Genomic DNA, 17,578 nt, shown 5'->3' on the forward strand with positions numbered 1-17,578 from the left:
TCTGGGCTGCCGCCTTTCACGAGCTAGCGGTGCACCGGGATCGCTAGCTCGAAGAACGTCGTGCGCGGCGTGAAGCCAAAGCGGGTGTAGAGCCGCTCGGAGTCTGCGCCGGACTTCGCCAGGATGAAGACAGGGTGTGCGCCGCAAGCAGTCCGGTAACGCTCGATGGCCGTGCGAAGCAGCGCGCTACAGATCCCGCGCTTGCGATACTCGGGGTGGGTCAAGACGTCCTGGAAACGCGCCTCATTTTCCCCGCGGATTAAACCTAATGCTCCCACGAGCTTTGCGTCTGTGAAGGCGCCTAGCCACTCACCCTCCCCCCCTCTGATCAACTCGCGGTAGCCTTCATACAGCCAGTACGCGCGCTCGGTCGCAAAGAAGCCTCCGTCGTCGTTGATGTTGGCGGTGAGCTCAACCGCTTGACGCCAGTCAGCGTCAGCGTCAAACGCCCTGATTTCGATGCCCGTGGGGGGGAGAGCACGCGGCAACAGGAATCGCCCGTCGAGGCCGAGGCAGTGGTTCACATAGAGCTGACTCGCTTCGTCCAACTCGGCAACCCACGCCGGGTCGACAGTCGCCTCGCCCGGCTCCTCCCAGAGCAGGAACGCGCGATCACACTCCGTCGACTGTTGCTCCAAGAGCCAGCGGCCGACCCAATAGTCCACGCCACGCTCGCTCGGTGACCCGTCCAGCAGCAGCGCGTGCCCGTAGTTGAAGTCGATGCGCTCGGGCGTGCGCGAGACCAGGTAACCAGGCCGTGCGGCCCAATGGGTCATGCGGGGCTTCGCGTAGCGCTGACTCCTAGACGCTGGCCTGTCCATCGAACTCACCGGCGTAAGTCTGCTACGCCGGAGCACTCCGACCAAGGCCTGGCTGTCGAAAGGTGGCGCCTTCAAAGCCTCGCATACCCGACTGGCCGGGGAGCCCTTGACGCAGGGTCCGCCGAACGGAAGGGTAAGGTCGACATGATGCTTCGACGCTCGAGCAGCTCCCGCGACAGGCGCAGCGATAGGACCTCAAGACACCTCCCCACCCCGACCTGCCTGAGGAACGAACGGCAGTGACACGCATTCTGGTGACGGGCGGCGCAGGCTACGTCGGTAGCCACACCGTGCGGCATTTATTGTCGGCGGGCCACGCCGTCGTGGTCCTAGATGACTTGAGCACGGGCCATGCAGAGTCGGTTCCCCAGGGTATCGAGCTACTGAAGGTTGACCTGCGCAACGGCGCTGAGCTGCGCTCGGCGCTCGCGAACGAGCGCTTCGATGCTGTGATGCACTTCGCCGCTCGCTCCCTGGTGGGCGAGTCGATGCACAAGCCGTATGAGTACCTGCGCGATAACTTCGGGGGTGCGCTCAATCTCATCGAGTGGTGTGCTGAGCATGGCGTGGGGCGTTTCGTGCTTTCGTCCACCGCCAACCTGTTCGGCAACGCGGGCGACGAGCCGATTGCCGAACGAGACGAAATCGCTCCGGGAAGCCCCTACGGTGAGTCCAAGTACCTGATCGAGCGCGCACTCACCTGGGCAGAGAAGATCCATGGGCTGCACTACGCTTGCCTGCGCTATTTCAACGCGGCTGGCGCTCTGGAGGATGGCAGCATCGGAGAACACCACGACCCGGAGACCCATCTGGTGCCGATCGTGCTGCAGGTTGCCCTGGGGCAACGCGAACGCGTCACCGTTTTCGGCGACGACTATCCAACGCGGGACGGGACGTGTATTCGCGACTACATCCACGTGTCGGATCTGGCGGCCGCACACCTCGCGGCGGTGGAACGCCTGGGAGATCGCAGCGTCGAACTCAACCTGGGCAACGGCGCTGGATTCTCAGTGCTAGAGGTGTTGGAGACGGCGCGAAAAGTGACCGGTCACCCGATTCCCCACGTACTGGGTGAGCGGCGACCGGGCGACCCAGCGACCCTCGTAGCGTGCTCGGATGAGGCGCGAAAGCTCCTCGGCTGGACCCCGAAGCACGACCTCGAAGCGATTGTCCGCCACGCTTGGGCCTGGCACTCAACGCATCCGCGGGGATTCAGCAAAGCCTAGCGCAGAGCTTAGCCCGCTATGCGCGTCCTCTTCCTCACCGACAAGTTCTCCAACGAGCACCGCAGCGCCGAGACGAAACATCCCGGCGGCGCCGAGCTTACTGACGCGGCTGCCCTGGAGGCCTGCCCATTTTCGCTGACCGTGAGTTCATTCAAGGCGCTCGCCCTCGACCAGCTGGACGCCCACGACGTCTTGCTGCTTGGAAACAGCCAGAGCGCGACACCGGAGCAGCTCGCAGCAATAGCGCGCACCGGACGTCACATCCTCTTCGAACACGACCTACGCATCTGCCGCCTCAACGGTAATTTCCCCTCGGCAATCGATCCGGTGCACCGACTGTGGGAGCGCTGCTGGTGCCCCCACGATGGACTTCGGGAGATCGTTCGCAGCGCCCGGGGGATGATCTTCCTGACGCGCCGCCAACTGGACCACTACCGCGCCAACCCGTTCTTCCGTTTCTCGGAGGCGCGCGTGCGGGTCCTCGGGTGTTCGCTGTTCAACCGCGAGTTCTTCGAGCAGCTACCGAGGGCGGGTGCGGTCGCAGAGCGGCGTGGGAGCTGTGCGCTTTACTCCAAGTCCTTCATCAAAGGCACCGACGAGGCCCTCCAGTACATCGCTGAGCACGGCTGGGAACCTCGACTACTCAAGGATCTCCCTCCTGAAGGTGTGCTCGCAGCGTTCCGCGAAGCCGAGCGCCTCGTTTATTTGCCGCGCGGATTGGAACCCGCCGGGCGTATGCCAGTCGAGGCCCGCCTGAACGGCTGCGATGTCATCGTGAACGACCACGTCGGAGTCGCCGGAGAGCCTTGGTGGCAGGGGGATCGGCAACAGGCGCTTGCGCACCTCGAGGGAGCACCCGCTCAGTTCTGGCGCTTCGTGGAGGAGCTTCATGGCGCCGGACAGGCCAGCGAGGAACCGTGGCAAAGCCAACCACAAGAGCGTGCCGTAGCGGCCCTATCCCAGGGCTTGGCGCTCTTGGGCACCCGACAGGCGCCCCGCTTCCCACTCCTCGGAAGCGCGCGAAAACGCCAGCGCTCGCAGGTGATTTTCCCTGGTTGGTGAAGCGAACTGCACCGCGGCAACATGGTGTGCACCTTGCACGGATTTTGCTACCACTTCGCCAACGTGGAAGTCGAACCCCTGCCCCTTCCCGGTGCGTTTCTGATCAAGCCTGTACGTCACGGCGACAGTCGCGGCTTTTTCTCGGAAACGTTCCGTGCTCAGACGCTGTTGGACGCCGGCATTGAAGTGCCTTGGGTGCAAGACAATCACGCGAAGTCGCCCGCTCCGGGAACACTTCGAGGCTTGCACTTTCAGATCGGTGAGCACGCCCAGGCCAAACTCGTACGCGTTCCGCGCGGCGCGGTGGTGGATGTGATCGTAGACATTCGTAAGGGCTCTCCGACCTTCGCCCAGCACCTCGTCATCCCGCTGAATGAGGAAAACTGGCACCAGCTGTACGTCCCCGTTGGGTTCGCCCACGGCTACTGCACGCTGCTTCCAGACACCGAAGTTCAATACAAGGTGAGCACCTACTACGACCCGGCATCCGAGCGGGGCGTGCTGTGGAACGACCCGGATCTCGCGATCGATTGGCAACTGCCTGCGAGCGGTCCGCTGATCGCAGAGCGCGACCAGGCGTTTCCACGCCTCCGCGATCTCGGCAGCTACTTCGACTTCTCTGGAGCGACCTCGTGAAGCTATTGGTAACCGGTGGTTCCGGTTTCATCGGTTCCGCGCTGATCCGATATCTAGTGAGCGAGACCACAGCCGAAGTGGTCAATGTGGACAAGCTCACCTACGCCTCGTCCCAGGGCTCCCTCGCAGCCGTGGCCGACTCTCCGCGCTATCGATTCGAGCAAGTCGATATCTGCGACGCGCAGGAGGTTGCGCGGGTCTTCGCCGAACACCAACCGACGGGGCTAATCCACCTCGCCGCGGAGTCCCATGTCGATCGTTCGATCGACGCGCCAGGCGAGTTCGTCCAGACGAATGTCGTCGGCACGTTCGTCTTGCTCCAGCAAGCCCTCGGCTACGTGCAGTCAGGGTCCGCTCCTCCGGACTTCAGGTTTCACCACGTCTCGACGGACGAGGTGTTTGGCTCCCTCGAGTTCGACAGCCCAGCATTCAGTGAAACCAATCCCTACGACCCGAGTTCGCCGTACAGCGCGAGCAAGGCCGCGGCGGATCACTTCGTTCGCGCGTGGCATCGCACCTTCGGATTGCCTGTCGTCTTGAGCAACTGCTCGAACAACTACGGCCCCTATCAGTTCCCGGAAAAGTTGATCCCTCTGATGATCATCAAGGCCGCGGCGAGGGAACCTCTGCCGGTCTATGGTCGCGGCGAGAACGTCCGAGATTGGCTCCACGTAAACGATCACGCTCGCGCGCTGTGGCGCATCTTCACTCAAGGTGTGCTGGGGGAGAGCTACAACATCGGGGGCAACAGCGAGCGCTCGAACCTAGAGGTCGTTCAGCGGGTGTGTGACCTCGTGGACGCGCGTCTGCCCGGGGGGGCAGCCCGGCGCGAGCTGATCACCTACGTCAAGGACCGCCCTGGCCACGACCTGCGCTATGCCATGGACGCGAGCAAGCTGGAGCGCGAGCTGAGCTGGACTCCCCAAGAGACCTTCGACTCGGGACTCGAGCAAACCGTCGACTGGTATCTCGAGAACCGTGAGTGGTGGCAGCCGATCCTGGACGCGAAGTACGCGGGGAACCGCTTGGGTCTGGGGAAGAGCTGATGGCTCCAGACATTCTGCTCGTCGGCGCGGGCGGCGGCCTCGGAAGCGCGCTGACCGCCACCGAGTGGCCTGAGGCAGTGAACCTGCGCGCGTTGTCCCGCGCCGCCCTCGACGTCACCGATGCCAGTGCGGTGGACGCAGCGATTGGCAGCGCCAAGGTGATCATCAACGCGGCCGCGTACACGCTCGTCGACGCAGCAGAGAGCCAGCAAGAGGAAGCTTTCGCTGTGAACGCGGAGGGCCCGCGAGTGCTCGCCCGGATCGCCGCAGCGCGAGGGATCCCGCTGCTCCACGTGTCGACGGACTACGTCTTCGACGGCGAAGCCAGCGCCCCCTACACCGAAGAAGCGCCGACGAATCCCCTCGGTGTCTACGGAGCTTCCAAAGCCCTCGGTGAAGAGCACGTCCGCGAACTCGCCCCGAACCACCTCATCCTCCGCACCTCCTGGGTGTTTGGGCCCCACGGAAACAACTTCGTGAGGACCATGGTTCGCTTGATGGGCGAGCGGGAGTCTCTCTCCGTGGTGAGTGATCAACTCGGCTGTCCGACGCCGACCACCGAGCTTGCCCGCTGCATCCGAGACCTCGCGATGCGTTGTCTGAGTGCCGATGTCCCCTGGGGCACGTTCCACCTCTCGGGCTCACCCTCGACGAGCTGGTTCGATTTCGCGAAGGCCATCGCCAAGGCGATGCAACACCACGGCGCGAAGGCTGCAACGGTTCAGCCCATCAGCACCGCGGAGTATCCAACGGCGGCGCGTAGACCGAAGAGCTCCGTTCTGGACTGCAGCAAGGCCAAGGGCAACCTCGGCCTAGAGATAGGACCATGGGCACCGGCAATGCACGAACTCGTCCACCAACTCCTCACTGAAGCGGGAAAGATCGAAGCATGAAGGGAATCATCCTGGCCGGTGGCAGCGGGACACGCCTTCACCCATTGACCCGCAGCGTGAGCAAGCAGCTCTTGCCGGTCTATGACAAGCCGATGATCTACTACCCTCTCTCGGTGCTGATGCTCGCGGGTATCCGCGAGGTACTGATTATTACGACCCCCCACGACCAACAGAGCTTCGTTCGGCTGCTCGCTGACGGAAGCCAGTGGGGCCTGAACATCAGCTACGCCGTCCAGCCGCGCCCCGAGGGTCTCGCCCAGGCGTTCATCATTGGCCGGGATTTCGTCGGTTCAGAGCCCTGTGCGCTGATCCTCGGGGATAACCTGTACTACGGCCACGGCCTGACCGAACACCTCGCGCGGGCGACCGCTACCGAGCGCGGAGCGACCATCTTCGGCTACCGCGTCAGGGACCCCGAGCGCTACGGCGTGGTGGAGTTCGACGCCCAAGGCACGGCGATCAGCATCGAAGAGAAGCCCAAGGCGCCGCGCTCGCACTGGGCCGTAACGGGCTTGTACTTCTACGACAACCGCGTGCTCGACATCGCTGCTCAGGTGAAGCCTTCCGCGCGCGGCGAGCTCGAGATCACCTCGGTCAACAATGCGTACTTGGAGCTTGGGAACCTCCATGTGGAGAAGCTGGGCCGCGGCTTCGCTTGGCTCGATACGGGGACCCACGACTCATTGCTCGAGGCATCAGAGTTCGTGCGCACCGTAGAGAAGCGGCAAGGACAGAAAGTGGCGTGCATCGAAGAGATTGCCTACCGGCAGAAGTACATCGACGCCGACCAGCTGTTGGCGTTGAAGCGCGAGTTGCCGGCAGACTACGCCGACTACCTCGATCAGGTTGCCCGGGAACCGCAGAGCGTTTGGTAGCGCATGTCTGACGAACCGAACGTCACCTTGGTGTGTCCCGATCTGAGCACGAACTGCCTCGGACGCACCCTGCTCCTCGCGGAACTGACGGAACCGCGGTTTCGACCGCAAATCGTCGGCGTGCGCCTGGGTAAGAGCATCTGGAGTCCGGCAAAAGGCTCCCACATCCCAATTCGTGAGCTCCCCCTGCGATCGGTCGCGGGCTGGCCTCGCGCGGTGCGCTGGTTTCGCCGAATCGCCCACGGGACTCGAGTGGTCGTTACGAAACCCCTCGCGACGAGCCTCGGGCTCGCCCTCGCGAGTGGGGTGCGTCCCACAGAGACGCTGCTCGACAACGACGACTGGGAGTTCGGCCTGAGAAAGACTCATGGCCCTCAATCACCGCTCGCGAAAGCCTCGGAGCTCTTCGATCCGAAGTCGTTCAACGGCTTGGCCACCACCGCCCTGCTCGAGCACGGTCTGGTCAGCTATGAGCACCGCACGGTCTCGAACACCTGGTTGCAGCGGCGCTTCGGCGGCGTCGTGCTTCCCCATGTCCGGGACACCAACTGGCTCGACCCGAGCAAGCTGGACCGCGAGGCGTTGCGTGCTGGTCTTGGCCTGGGCGACAAGACGTGGGTGGGCTTCATCGGCACGCCGCGTTCCCACAAGGGCACGGACGAGCTGGTCCAGGCGGCGAGGCTTGCGGGGTCCAACGTTGGTGTGTTCATCGCCGGACTGGACCCGGCTGACAAATATGCCGCCGAGTTCCTCGTGACCGCGGAACGCGTCCTGGGCAAAGACCGGCTGTCCATTCACGGTCCCTTCCCGTTCTCCGAGCTACCGAGCTGGGTGGCCGCACCCGACATCGTCGCACTGCCTTCTCGAGACGAACCCGGCGCCTGGGGACAGATCCCAGCGAAGCTGTTCGACGCAATGGCGATGGCCAAGCCGATTGTCGTGACCGAGGTCAATGACATGGGCAAGATCCTCGGGGACGCCGGGGTCCGGGTCCCCCCTGGAGACGTGAACGCCCTCGGCGCGGCGCTCAAGCGCCTAGCTGAGGCGCCGGAGGAAGCAAGCCTGCTCGGCGAAGCCGCGAGAACCATTGCCGTACGGAAATACAGTTATGAGGCCGGACGCCTCACGCTGAACGAACTCTTGGAGAAGGTCTCCACCTTCCGCGAGCGATGAGCCAAACCCTCGGTTCCCAAGTCGCCCGTGGGGCGCTGGTGAAGCTGCTGGGTGGGGTTCCAGTCAACATCCTCGCGTTGGTACTGACGCTAATCGCGGCACGCATCCTCGTCCCCAGCGAGTACGGCACCTACACGTTGGCGGCGGCCATCTACGGCTTGAGCGACATCCTCACCAATCCCGCCGTCGCCACCTATCTGATCCGCAATCCAGACTCCACGGACCACAGCATCAACGCCGCGTGGACCGCGTCCGCAGTCCGTGGGCTATTCCTCAGCGCAATCCTGTTCTTCATCGCGCCCTACCTGAGCAGCCTGTTCGATGGTGGCCCCAAGGTCACCTTGCTGCTGAGGATCATGAGCACCGCGTTCATTGCTCAGGGTCTGAAGAACCTGCACAGCGTTCGCTTCCACCAGCGACTCGAGATGACGCGCGTGCTCTTGGTCGATTCTCTGGGTACCGCGGTCTCGAGCATCCTCGGCATAGTGCTGCTGTACATCACGCGGGACGTCATGGCGCTGGCCGTTGCGGCAGCAGGTGGACCGTGGCTCAACGCGCTCTTCAGCTGGGTGTTCTCGAAGCGCGCTCGCTTCGTTTGGGACACCGCGGAGTGGGGAGCGATCTGGCGCTTTACTCGCTTCCTGCTGCTGAACGGGCTGATCCACTACGCGCTACTCAACTTGGATGACCTGATGGTCGCCAAGCTGTCCGACAAGGCGGCTCTCGGTCTCTACAGCCTCTCATATGCCATCGTGAACGCCGCGGTGCTGTTCTTCGTCAGACCGCTGGCGGACATCATGCTGCCGACCCTGGCGCGATTAAGGGACAAGCCTCCAAGGCTCGCCGAAGCCTGCGTCGCCGCAGTGAGCGTGTTCGCCGCGGCGAGCTGGGCGATCACATCCTATGGCTGGGTGCTCTCTGACGACCTGTTCAACCTACTCTCAGATCGCTCCGAGTGGGCCCAGGCCGCCCCAGTGTTTCGAGCTCTGCTGCCGTTCGTGTTGATCCGCGGCGTGAACAACGCGCTGGGAGCGCTCGTCCTTGCCGCGGGGCAACCACGGCAGCTCACGTTGATCTCGGGTGTCCAGTTGCTCCTGATGATCCCAATCGGGCTCTTGGGATACGTCGCCTCGGGCTACCTTGGACTGATCATTGCGATCACGGCGCTAAACGGCCTCGCCATGCTCGCACTGACGTGGCTCGCCCCGCGCCTCGCGCCGGTCTCCAGCGTCGCCCTGTTGCTCACCATCTTCGCGCCGATGCCCGCGGCGCTTTGTTCGGGGTTCGCCGTGGCCTGGGTCACGGGCTACGTGCACAGCCCGCTCGGTCGCGTGCTCCTCGGACTGCTCGCAGCGGTGATCGTGTTTACGGTCACCTGGGAGCTGACCTGCAGGACGCGCGTCGGAGCGCTGAAGTCCGCAGAGTCCTTCATGTCACTCTTGCAACGGATCCGCGCCCGCCGTGCGGGCGCTAGCTCAGGCTAGCAGCGAGACGAACTGATAGGCGGTGTAACGCCGTAGGACCGGGAGGCGTGACGTCAGCGGCGCGCTGAACTCATTCAGCCAGTGCGGACGCTCAATCACCCGATGATGCACCCTCCGCTCACGCTCTTCGAAACCCGCCTCCGCAAACAGGGCCTTGAGGTTTCTTTCCCCGAAGAAACGCAAATGGGTTCGATCGTGGATCCCACGTTCGCGATACGGCCACTGGCCAGAAAGGAGCGCCGAGAAAGTCGACAGATGCGCGACGTTGGGTAGTGACACCACGACCAGACCATTGGGCACCAGACGGCGAATGGTCGCGAGAGCCGTCCAGGGATCTACGAGGTGCTCGATCACATCGCCGCAAAGCACCAGATCGAAGCGTCGTCCGTCGCCTGCGAGTTTGCCCAGCAGCACGCCAGCATCACCTTCCAGCACTTCGTCCAGCGCCTCCTTAGCGGCAGCGGCACTCTCCGGGGAGTACTCGATTCCAGTGACGTGAGCCCCACGCTGTTTGAGCGCGCTACCCGTCGCCCCCGTGGCACACCCCACGTCCAACACGCGCTCGAAGCGTCGCCCCGTCGGCAGGATCTCGAGCATGTCGCTGCGCAAGCCTACGTATGAGGAGTTCTGTGCCATCTACGGTTCTCCACCAGAAAACTTCTGCACGAAGCTCGAGCAGAACGTCACGACCCGCTTGTAGTCCTCGAGGCGGATGCGCTCATCGGAATTGCGGCTTCGGCTCATGTCATCAGGCGCCATCAGAAGCGGCCGAAAGCGGTAGATGTTCTCGCTGAGCGCGTTGTAGTGACGGGCGTCCGTGGCTCCGAGCACCAGCGAGGGCGCAAACACCGACTCCGGGAACACCGCCTTCACCACCTCTTGAAACTGCTTGAATTCCGCGGCCTCGACCGACGATACCGGCGGCGCCGCATACGCTCCATCCAAGAATCTGAGCTTGATGCTCGGATCAGCGACAACCTTCGCAGCGTGCGCCTTGAGCGCCTCCAGCGTGTCCCCTGGACGCAGACGGTAGTTCGCTAGCGTGGGGTGAGGAGGGAGCCGCTTCTCGTCGATTCCGGGCGGAACGTCGGTGCTCGTCACGAGCGTGCGGATCAGAGCCTCGGAGCCTTGGGACTGCTTGATGCGATCTTCGAGCAGGCCGGAAAACAGCCAGCGATTGGCGACCGCGACACGGATCGGAAACGGCAGCTCGCTCGCCAAGTACTCGAATTGGTAGACGGCCGGCCCCGAAAACTCGGCAGGCATCGGCTGCTCTTCGAGCCGCTTCTGCGCCGCCTCGAGCTTACTGTCCGAGCCGGCGCCTTCGCTCTCCAACAGCAAGCTGGCTTGCCCCTTCTCTCCCACGCCGACCATCGCGATGGGCGCGGGGATCTCGGGCATGAAGCCCTTCACCACGGCCAGCCCTTCGGTCAATACCACATGGAATTTCGGAGCCTTCCCGCTGAGCGCCTGCGCGAGCCCATGGGTGCCGACCTCCCCACCGCGCAGCTGATCGTGACTGAGGGCCACGTAGAGCGTGCGCTTCGGCTTGAACCCACTGTTGGCGAGCTGCTCCAGCGCTTCGAAGAGACCGACTACGAATGACTTGTCGTCGAGGGTGCCTCGCCCCCAGATGACGTCGTCCTTGAACGCGCCGGAGAAAGGCTTCTCCGTCCAAGACATCGACGTGCCGGGCTGCACCGTCGCCACATCCATGTGGCCAGCGATCACCATCGGTGCAAGCCCGGGGTCTGTCCCCTCCCAGCGGTAGAGCAGGCTGTGCTCGGCCACCACTTCGCGCTGCATCGCCTCGTGGGCTTTGGGAAAGCTGCCGCTCAGGTAGCTCCCGAAGCTACGAAACGCTGCGACGTCTTCCCGTCGCAACGCGGAGGTGCGGGTCCCGTGCTGAGAACGTGAGATGGTCTGAATCCGCACGGCACCCTGAAGGTGACTCACGGCCTTTTGCCAGTCGACCTCCGGTATCGCGGCTGCAGGGGCGCTCAACTGGCGGCTCTTGAACTGCTTGCCTCGGTAGAGCAGCGTGCCGGCTAGCGCCAAGGTCGAGAGCAAGACGACGTGAACGATGTACCGCCACTTGCCCTTCTTCTTCTTCGAGGGTTGCTCTTCGTTCACTGAGCGACGCCTCCGCCGTCACGTGGTGCGTCCGAGCTGGGAGGCGCTTGTTGCGAGGTCATGGCCTGTGCTTTGAGCCTCACCCCCACCAAGAAAACCTCCGTGCTTGCATCACGGGTCGCGGCAGGGCGCACGATTTTGCAGCTCTCGTAGGCCGCTTGTACTGCCTTCTTTGCCGCGTCGAAGTCCTCGCTCATGAAGATCTTCGCCACGAAGTCGGAGCCTGGCTTTCCCACTCGCTTGGCCACCTCGAGCGCTCCGACCGCAAGCTCGTAGCTCAGGTAGCGATCCCGCACCTTGTCGCCACTGGTGCGCGGCGCCATGTCGCTCAGCACCACGTCATACGGTGCGTGCTCGGCAATCAACGCCGAGTCGGGATCCAGCGCATCGCCCTGGGCGATGTGGACGTTCGCGCCGAGCTGCTCTTCGATCGCGGACAGATCGATCGCCACCACGAGCCCCTTCGGCCCGACTTGCTGGCCCGCATACTTGCTCCAAGACCCCGGAGCTGCACCCAGATCCAACACCCGCTTGCCAGCACCGAGCAGGCGAACTCGCTTCTGGATCTCTTCGAGCTTGTACACGCTCCGCGCGGGGAACCCAGCCGCACGCGCCGCGCGGGTGTGATGATCGTTCTGATAGGGATTTCGCTTCTTGGCCACGGGCTTAGTTGCTCGTTGGTAGCAGTGTGGGTCTCGCAGCTCAAACTCTCAGCAGCTGGGCGCTCGCTCGACCTCAGTGGCGGGTCAGCCACACGGCCTTGGTTGGGCTGATGGCTTGATTCGCACGGGCGCCGCGCTGTCCGCTCTCGGCAGCAGTCCACGGGGGACAATCATGGGGCGTGGGACTCGGGCGCAGCGAAGCGATCTGACAGCGTGCCTCGAGCGCGGCCTCTTCTAACCAACGCTGGAAGCGTTCGAGGCTGGTCTTGCGGTGGTTGGTCACCGCGAGCAGCCGCCCTCCAGGAGCGAGCAGGCTGAGGGCGTCGCTCGCCAGAGCCTTGTAGTCGCGCTGGATGCTGAAGCTCTTCTTGCCGTGGGAGCCGAAGCTCGGCGGATCCAAGATGATCAGTTCGAAGCTTTCACCGCGCTTCTTGGCTCGGCGCAGATAGTCCGCAGCGTCCGCTTTGAGCAGTCGTTGCTGGGGCCCGGCGACGCCATTGAGCACGAGGTTTTGCTCACCCCACGCGAGATAGCGCCCGCTCAAGTCCACGCTGACAGTCTCTCGTGCGCCACCCACCGCGGCCGCCACAGAGAACGAACAGGTATAGCTGAAGAGATTCAGCACCCGCAGGTTCGCGGCCGAGCCGAGCACCCGCGCGCGGTTGTCTCGTTGATCGATGAACAGTCCAGTGGAGAGGCCATCCGTTGGGTCTACCAGGAAGCTGAGCTGCCCTTCCCGCACATGCAAGTCCGCGGGCGCTGGTTCCCCACGGAACACCGCGTTGGGAGCGAGTTCTTGCTGGTCTTTCCGCCGCAGGTCCGCGCGAACCCGCTGCTTGAGGTAAATCCCCGCAAAGCCACGTGCGAGCAGGTGGTCCGCGATGAACGGCGCCTGTTCCAAGGCTTCCGGCGTGTAGACCGATAGCGCCACCCACTTTCCGTAGGCGTCTGCGGAGACACCGGGGAGCCCATCGCCGTACTCGTGTACCAGGCGCAGCGCGTCGCAAGACTCCCGGAGCGGCCAGCGCCGGCTGAGGGCGTCGTCCAGGCAGCGCCCGAGCGCATTGCCGCGAGGCATTGAATGCTGAGGTGAGTCGTCGTGCGCGTCAGCTGGCTCCGCCGAGAGGGCGTCGCTAAAGAGTTCCGGCGTAGGGGCCTCGGCGTGCAAGTCGAGGGACGCAAGGCTCAGGCTCTGGCAGTGCAGCAAGAGCCGGCTCGCGGGCTCTCCCCCGTAAACCGTATCCCCGAGGATCGGGAACCCACGGCTCGCAAGCTGCACCCGCAGTTGATGGGTGCGCCCGGTCTCCGGGTATAGCTCGAGCAACGCGCGTCGCCCCACGCGCTTGAGCACGCGACAGCGAGTGCGTGCAGGTTTACCCCGAGGCGATAGCTCGACCCGGATCTGCCCATGAGCCTTCTTGGTGAGCAAGCGGTCCTCGAACAGCTGGCTCCCCCGCTTGTCGAGGATAGCCGAGGCGCCGCTGACCACCGCCAAGTAGCGTCGCTCGGAGCGGTGGGCTTCCATCTCTTCGGAAACGGCCTTGTTCAGCTCGGCGTCGCGCAGCAGAAACAGCACGCCGCTCGTTCCTTGATCCAGCCGCTGATGCACGGCGAGGTAGCTCGCTTCACCGCGCGCGGTGAGCCAGGCCGCCAGGCGGGTGACGACGTCCTCTGCCAATGCAATGTTTCCGCCGTGAACCGGCAAGCCGCTGGGTTTGTCCACCACGAGCACGCGGGAGTCCACGTGGAGCACGCGCGCGTCGCACCACGGCACGAGCCACGGCGCTTGATTCGAGGGATCGGGGGGAGAGGTCACGCTTTCAAACCAGTGAGGCGAATCTGTGATTCGCTGAACAAATCAACACAGCGTTCCTCGTCTCAAGAGTAGCGCGAAGGCGCAAGACTCGTACGCCCACACTCTGAGGGGGCGGGCGAGTTTTGCAGCGAACTACGGAGACAGGACACAGTGCGGGTAATGACTGAGCGCTGGGTGTTAGCCGTCCAGCTCACCTCGCGCCAGCTCCCAGATCTTTCCTGCCGCCTGGGAAGCGGGACGAATGGCTGCCTCCAAGCGCCGGGAGCGCAACACCTCGAGCGCCGCACGCGCACCGCTCAGCGCCGCGCCCTCCATATAGCCTTGAAAATCGAGGCTCGTATGCTCACCAGCGAACTTCAGGCCGCGCACCGGCTCGCCCTCCGCTCCAGCGATGGTCGTGTACTGGCCGACTTTCCAGGACGAGTAGCTACCGCGAGTCCAGCGCTGAGTGTTCCAGACGAAGCGCGTGCGCCTGCCATCGTGGCCTGCCTTGGCGCCCGGCAGCACGCGGTCGAGCTGCTCCAGGAACTCACTGGTGGCAGCTTCCAAGGACAGCTGCCCCAGCGCATCAGAGTGCGCGCCACCGGTGAAGTTGGTGAGTAGGCCCTTGTCCGTCGGTTGCATGCGACTCGTGTCCCAGGTCGACTGGTACCCCAAATCGCTGAATGTCTCGCCGTTGGAGCGCTGAGCGATCCACAGCCGCTGTTCGAAGCCGCACATCAGCTTCGCGTTCCTACCGTATCCGAGCTCGTCAATCGCGCGGCGCTTCACCGGCGGCAGGCTCAGGTCGAGCTTCACGTCTCGTAAGAGCGTGAACGGCAGCGCGAGGATCACCTCGTCGAACACCGCCTCTTTGGTTTGTCCTTCGAAGCTCAAGCGGTAGGCCCCGGCGGGCGTCTCCTTGATGGCCACCAGAGCGTGCCGCAAGTGCATCCTTGCGGAATCGAGCTTTGCGCCCAAACCTTGGACGAATGCCTCGTTGCCGTCCTGGGTGTGGAAGCGCTCGTCGGAGTCGCCGTACAGCTTGAACTTGCTGAGCTCCGTGGAGATCATCCAGAGCAAGTTCAGCGCGTTCGACTCATCGGGCTCGAGGCCAAACTCGGTGGTGTAGGCGACCGCCAGAAAGTCACGCATCCAGCCGCTGATGCCGTGCTGCGTGAACCACTGATCGATGCTCAGCTGGTCGAGGCCTTGAGCGCCGTTTGGGCTCCGGTAGCTGATGTCTCCTTCGGGGTCCTTCAGCTGCTTCAAGGAGTCGTCGATGGCGGCGGCGACGGGCGCGAACGCCTGCAAGATCTCGGGTTCTTCGAGGCCAGAGCCAGCGAAATGGATCTTGAGCCCGAGCTCCTTGGGACCGCGATCGTAGTCCAGGAAGCGCAGGTCGAGCTCTTCACGCAGCGCGTGCATCGTCAGGTGACCCGTGTCGATCAGCTCACCGCCAAGCTCGCAGTGTTGGGGAGCGAAGGTGCGCCGATCGCTGAACACACGGCCGCCGACGCGCGCTGCGGCTTCGAACACCTCGGCTTCGACTCCGGCTTCACGGAGTCGGCGCGCAGCGTGGAGCCCCGCTAGTCCAGCGCCCACCACGGCCACCCGTGGTCCTCGGGGAGGCTTTGTTTTCGAAGCCGGAGCAGCGGGAGCGCGCTTCTCACCGCAGCCGGTGAGCGCCGCACCACCGACGGCGCCCACTCCCGAGAGCAGCGCGCGTCGGGAGAGGCGACGAGCGCCGCGCCATTGCCTCGCGGATTCAAGAGTCGGCTGCCTAGCGAGGGCGCGGAGCAGCGCGGTGTAGAGCGGCGTCTTGGCCATGCAGTGCGAGTGTACGCGGCGGCCAAAATGAGGAAAGCCCACCGCTCGCGGTGGGCTTTCCGTGCTTGATTCGCTGCCGAATGCGGCCAGCGAGTCAGGCTGCCGGCTCAGGCCTGGGGCACGCCGCCGTTCTTCTTCTTCACGGCGCCACGCACCGTGATCATCGCGCCGCGCGCGCCGGGGATGCCGCCACGGATCAGCACGAGGCCGTCCTCAGCCAGCACCTTCGCCACCTTCTGGTTCAGCACGCTGACGGTCTTGTTGCCGCACTGGCCGGGCATCTTCTTGTTCTTGAAGACGCGACCGGGGGTCATGTTGGAACCGATGGAGCCACCGTGACGCTTGTACTCGTGAGCGCCGTGGCTGTTCACCGCACCCTTGAAGTTGTGGCGACGCATGACGCCGCTGAAGCCGCGACCACGCGACGTGGACTGCACATCGACGAACTGACCTTCGACGAAGATTTCGTCGAGCTTCACTTCGGCGCCCAGCTCGAACTTGGCAGCGTGCTCGGCGCTGCAACGCAGCTCCTTCAAGTGCTTCTTGGCATCCACGCCGTTCTTCTTGAAGAAGCCAGCCACGGGCTTCGTGGTGTGCTTCTCCTTCAGATCGCCGAAGCCGATGATCAGCGCGTCGTAGCCGTCCTTCTCCTGGGTGCGCTTGCCCACCACGAAGGCGCGGGCCTCCACGACGGTGCAGGGAGTGACGGTTCCGTCCTCAGCAACCAGCTGAGTCATGCCAAGCTTGCGTCCGACGACGCCGGGGTTCGTGTTCATTGATTGCTCCTTGGGTTTTCGGCCCGTTGCCCACGACCTCGGATGAAGCCGTGTGCCGCTACCGTTCCGCTCGCTGACTGGCAGCTGACGCCGGACGCTCAACGCCCTTCTTGAAGGGGAGCGCTGAGCCGTGTGGCGCCGCGGTACGCCGCGCCGGTGGCGCGGTAGTCTGAGATATGGTTTGGTTTCGCTCTGAAAGGGCAAAACCGGGACGCGCGGGATAGCCTTGGATCAGGCGCTGGTCAAGGGAAGTCGTTGCTGGCGGACGCGCGGATCGAAAACAAAGCCGCGAAGCTCATTGACTGGCGCCTGCCTCGGTGCATAATCCCGCACCCCAATTCGGGGCGAGCCCTTGGTGCTTGATCAAGCGACCCTTGCTTGAGCGAGCCATGGCTCGAGGGCGAGTCCAAAGCTCGCTCTTTCCGGAGCCGCTCATTGTACGGAGCGCTCTTTTTCGGAGCCGCTCTTTCTTTCGGAGCCGCACTTTCTTTCGGAGCCGCAATTCCGAGCACTTCCAAGCGGTCCTTCCGCTGTGGCAGGGGAGCTCGGGGCCCCGAACACCCTTCGCTGGCTGCCTGATAGCCAATCTGATTTGAGGCGCACCATGTCCGCAACCGTTTCTGCCAAGATCGAAGCCCTTGAGGCGAAGAACCTCCGCACCGACCTGCCTGAGTTCCGCGTCGGTGACACCGTCGCCGTCCACTACCAGATCGTCGAGGGCGACAAGCTCCGCGTCCAGGTGTTCAAGGGCATCGTGATCAAGCGCCACCGCGCTGGCGCGCGCAGCACCTTCACGGTGCGCAAGGTGAGCTTCAACGTCGGCGTGGAGCGTACTTTCATGCTCCACACCCCTCGCCTCGAGAAGATCGAGCTGCTGAGCCAGGGTGTCGTGCGCCGCGCTCGCCTCTTCTACCTCCGCAACCTGCGGGGCAAAGCGGCTCGCGTGCGCGACGTGAAGGACCGCAACACCAAGTAAGCTTGCCCAGGCGAACCCAGGTTCGCTGTGAAAAAGCGCCGGCTCCAACAGGAGGCGGCGTTTTTGCGTTTGTGCTCTTCCCGCCTAGATGAGCTGCCGAGCACGCTGTCCGCGCAAACGAGCGTTTGGGGGGGAGGTGCACGGTTAATGAAGCGCTAGTCGACTCTGCGCTTCCAAGCGCCATCGGGGT

16 protein-coding genes are annotated in these 17,578 nt (G+C 64.0%); 9 read left to right on the forward strand and 7 right to left on the reverse strand.

Features of this window, described 5'->3' with window-relative positions:
- Nucleotides 1-23: 23 nt before the first annotated feature.
- Nucleotides 24-776 (reverse strand): GNAT family N-acetyltransferase, encoded by a 753-nt coding sequence (locus H6718_03455; GenBank protein MCB9584423.1) that lies wholly within the window; start codon nucleotides 774-776, stop codon nucleotides 24-26.
- A 284-nt stretch (nucleotides 777-1,060) separates the two neighbouring features.
- On the opposite strand from H6718_03455, the gene galE reads away from it, so the two are divergent.
- Genes galE through H6718_03495 form a run of 8 tightly spaced genes read left to right on the forward strand, consistent with a single transcriptional unit; the run spans nucleotide 1,061 to nucleotide 9,216 of the window.
- A complete protein-coding gene (gene galE, locus H6718_03460) occupies nucleotides 1,061-2,047 on the forward strand; it encodes a UDP-glucose 4-epimerase GalE (GenBank protein ID MCB9584424.1) in 987 nt (328 codons plus the stop codon).
- An 18-nt stretch (nucleotides 2,048-2,065) separates the two neighbouring features.
- Nucleotides 2,066-3,109, forward strand: coding sequence for a hypothetical protein (locus tag H6718_03465; protein MCB9584425.1), 1,044 nt, complete (start codon nucleotides 2,066-2,068; stop codon nucleotides 3,107-3,109).
- Nucleotides 3,110-3,130: 21 nt separating this feature from the next.
- Nucleotides 3,131-3,745 (forward strand): dTDP-4-dehydrorhamnose 3,5-epimerase, encoded by a 615-nt coding sequence (gene rfbC, locus H6718_03470; GenBank protein ID MCB9584426.1) that lies wholly within the window; start codon nucleotides 3,131-3,133, stop codon nucleotides 3,743-3,745.
- The gene (gene rfbB, locus H6718_03475; protein MCB9584427.1) at nucleotides 3,742-4,791 is read left to right on the forward strand and encodes a dTDP-glucose 4,6-dehydratase; all 1,050 of its coding nucleotides are present in this window, start codon (nucleotides 3,742-3,744) and stop codon (nucleotides 4,789-4,791) included. The genes rfbC and rfbB overlap by 4 nt, the downstream gene beginning before the upstream one ends.
- Nucleotides 4,791-5,684 carry a dTDP-4-dehydrorhamnose reductase gene (gene rfbD, locus H6718_03480; GenBank protein ID MCB9584428.1) on the forward strand — a complete coding sequence of 298 codons (894 nt, stop codon included), beginning with the start codon at nucleotides 4,791-4,793 and terminating at the stop codon, nucleotides 5,682-5,684. Before rfbB ends, rfbD begins: the two co-directional genes overlap by 1 nt.
- Entirely contained in the window at nucleotides 5,681-6,559 is an 879-nt protein-coding gene (gene rfbA, locus H6718_03485; GenBank protein ID MCB9584429.1) for a glucose-1-phosphate thymidylyltransferase RfbA, read from the forward strand. Before rfbD ends, rfbA begins: the two co-directional genes overlap by 4 nt.
- Nucleotides 6,560-6,562: 3 nt before the next feature.
- Entirely contained in the window at nucleotides 6,563-7,732 is a 1,170-nt protein-coding gene (locus H6718_03490) for a glycosyltransferase (GenBank protein ID MCB9584430.1), read from the forward strand.
- Nucleotides 7,729-9,216 (forward strand): oligosaccharide flippase family protein, encoded by a 1,488-nt coding sequence (locus H6718_03495; GenBank protein MCB9584431.1) that lies wholly within the window; start codon nucleotides 7,729-7,731, stop codon nucleotides 9,214-9,216. The genes H6718_03490 and H6718_03495 overlap by 4 nt, the downstream gene beginning before the upstream one ends.
- Here the strand turns inward: H6718_03495 and H6718_03500 are convergent.
- The 6 genes from H6718_03500 to rplC all read right to left on the reverse strand — a co-directional run bounded on the left by H6718_03500 (nucleotide 9,208) and on the right by rplC (nucleotide 16,412).
- Nucleotides 9,208-9,852: a class I SAM-dependent methyltransferase gene (locus H6718_03500; GenBank protein ID MCB9584432.1), complete on the reverse strand. Its 645-nt coding sequence runs from the start codon at nucleotides 9,850-9,852 to the stop codon at nucleotides 9,208-9,210. The two genes, H6718_03495 and H6718_03500, sit on opposite strands and share 9 nt — an antisense overlap.
- Nucleotides 9,853-11,349 (reverse strand): M20/M25/M40 family metallo-hydrolase, encoded by a 1,497-nt coding sequence (locus H6718_03505; GenBank protein MCB9584433.1) that lies wholly within the window; start codon nucleotides 11,347-11,349, stop codon nucleotides 9,853-9,855. It lies immediately after the preceding gene.
- Entirely contained in the window at nucleotides 11,346-12,011 is a 666-nt protein-coding gene (locus H6718_03510) for an RlmE family RNA methyltransferase (GenBank protein MCB9584434.1), read from the reverse strand. The genes H6718_03505 and H6718_03510 overlap by 4 nt, the downstream gene beginning before the upstream one ends.
- 73 nt (nucleotides 12,012-12,084) lie before the next feature.
- Complete coding sequence (locus H6718_03515; protein MCB9584435.1) at nucleotides 12,085-13,827, reverse strand: class I SAM-dependent methyltransferase; 1,743 nt, start codon at nucleotides 13,825-13,827, stop codon at nucleotides 12,085-12,087.
- Nucleotides 13,828-14,004: 177 nt separating this feature from the next.
- Complete coding sequence (locus H6718_03520; GenBank protein MCB9584436.1) at nucleotides 14,005-15,636, reverse strand: NAD(P)/FAD-dependent oxidoreductase; 1,632 nt, start codon at nucleotides 15,634-15,636, stop codon at nucleotides 14,005-14,007.
- Nucleotides 15,637-15,743: 107 nt separating this feature from the next.
- Nucleotides 15,744-16,412, reverse strand: a complete 669-nt coding sequence (gene rplC, locus H6718_03525; GenBank protein MCB9584437.1) for a 50S ribosomal protein L3 — start codon at nucleotides 16,410-16,412, stop codon at nucleotides 15,744-15,746.
- Nucleotides 16,413-17,016: 604 nt separating this feature from the next.
- Between rplC and rplS the strand changes: the two genes are divergently transcribed.
- Nucleotides 17,017-17,388, forward strand: coding sequence for a 50S ribosomal protein L19 (gene rplS, locus H6718_03530; GenBank protein MCB9584438.1), 372 nt, complete (start codon nucleotides 17,017-17,019; stop codon nucleotides 17,386-17,388).
- Nucleotides 17,389-17,578 lie beyond the last annotated feature (190 nt).

The organism is Polyangiaceae bacterium, assembly GCA_020633205.1.
In the GTDB taxonomy this organism is placed as follows: Bacteria; Myxococcota_A; Polyangia; order Polyangiales; family Polyangiaceae; genus JAHBVY01.

Coding starts and splice junctions, on each gene's coding strand:
- H6718_03455 (MCB9584423.1), bottom strand. CDS start 776: ATGACCCATTGGGCCGCACGGCCTGGTTACCTGGTCTCGCGCACGCCC.
- H6718_03490 (MCB9584430.1), top strand. CDS start 6,563: ATGTCTGACGAACCGAACGTCACCTTGGTGTGTCCCGATCTGAGCACG.
- H6718_03500 (MCB9584432.1), bottom strand. CDS start 9,852: ATGGCACAGAACTCCTCATACGTAGGCTTGCGCAGCGACATGCTCGAG.
- H6718_03495 (MCB9584431.1), top strand. CDS start 7,729: ATGAGCCAAACCCTCGGTTCCCAAGTCGCCCGTGGGGCGCTGGTGAAG.
- H6718_03520 (MCB9584436.1), bottom strand. CDS start 15,636: ATGGCCAAGACGCCGCTCTACACCGCGCTGCTCCGCGCCCTCGCTAGG.
- rfbA (MCB9584429.1), top strand. CDS start 5,681: ATGAAGGGAATCATCCTGGCCGGTGGCAGCGGGACACGCCTTCACCCA.
- rfbC (MCB9584426.1), top strand. CDS start 3,131: ATGGTGTGCACCTTGCACGGATTTTGCTACCACTTCGCCAACGTGGAA.
- rplS (MCB9584438.1), top strand. CDS start 17,017: ATGTCCGCAACCGTTTCTGCCAAGATCGAAGCCCTTGAGGCGAAGAAC.
- H6718_03465 (MCB9584425.1), top strand. CDS start 2,066: ATGCGCGTCCTCTTCCTCACCGACAAGTTCTCCAACGAGCACCGCAGC.
- rfbD (MCB9584428.1), top strand. CDS start 4,791: ATGGCTCCAGACATTCTGCTCGTCGGCGCGGGCGGCGGCCTCGGAAGC.
- rplC (MCB9584437.1), bottom strand. CDS start 16,412: ATGAACACGAACCCCGGCGTCGTCGGACGCAAGCTTGGCATGACTCAG.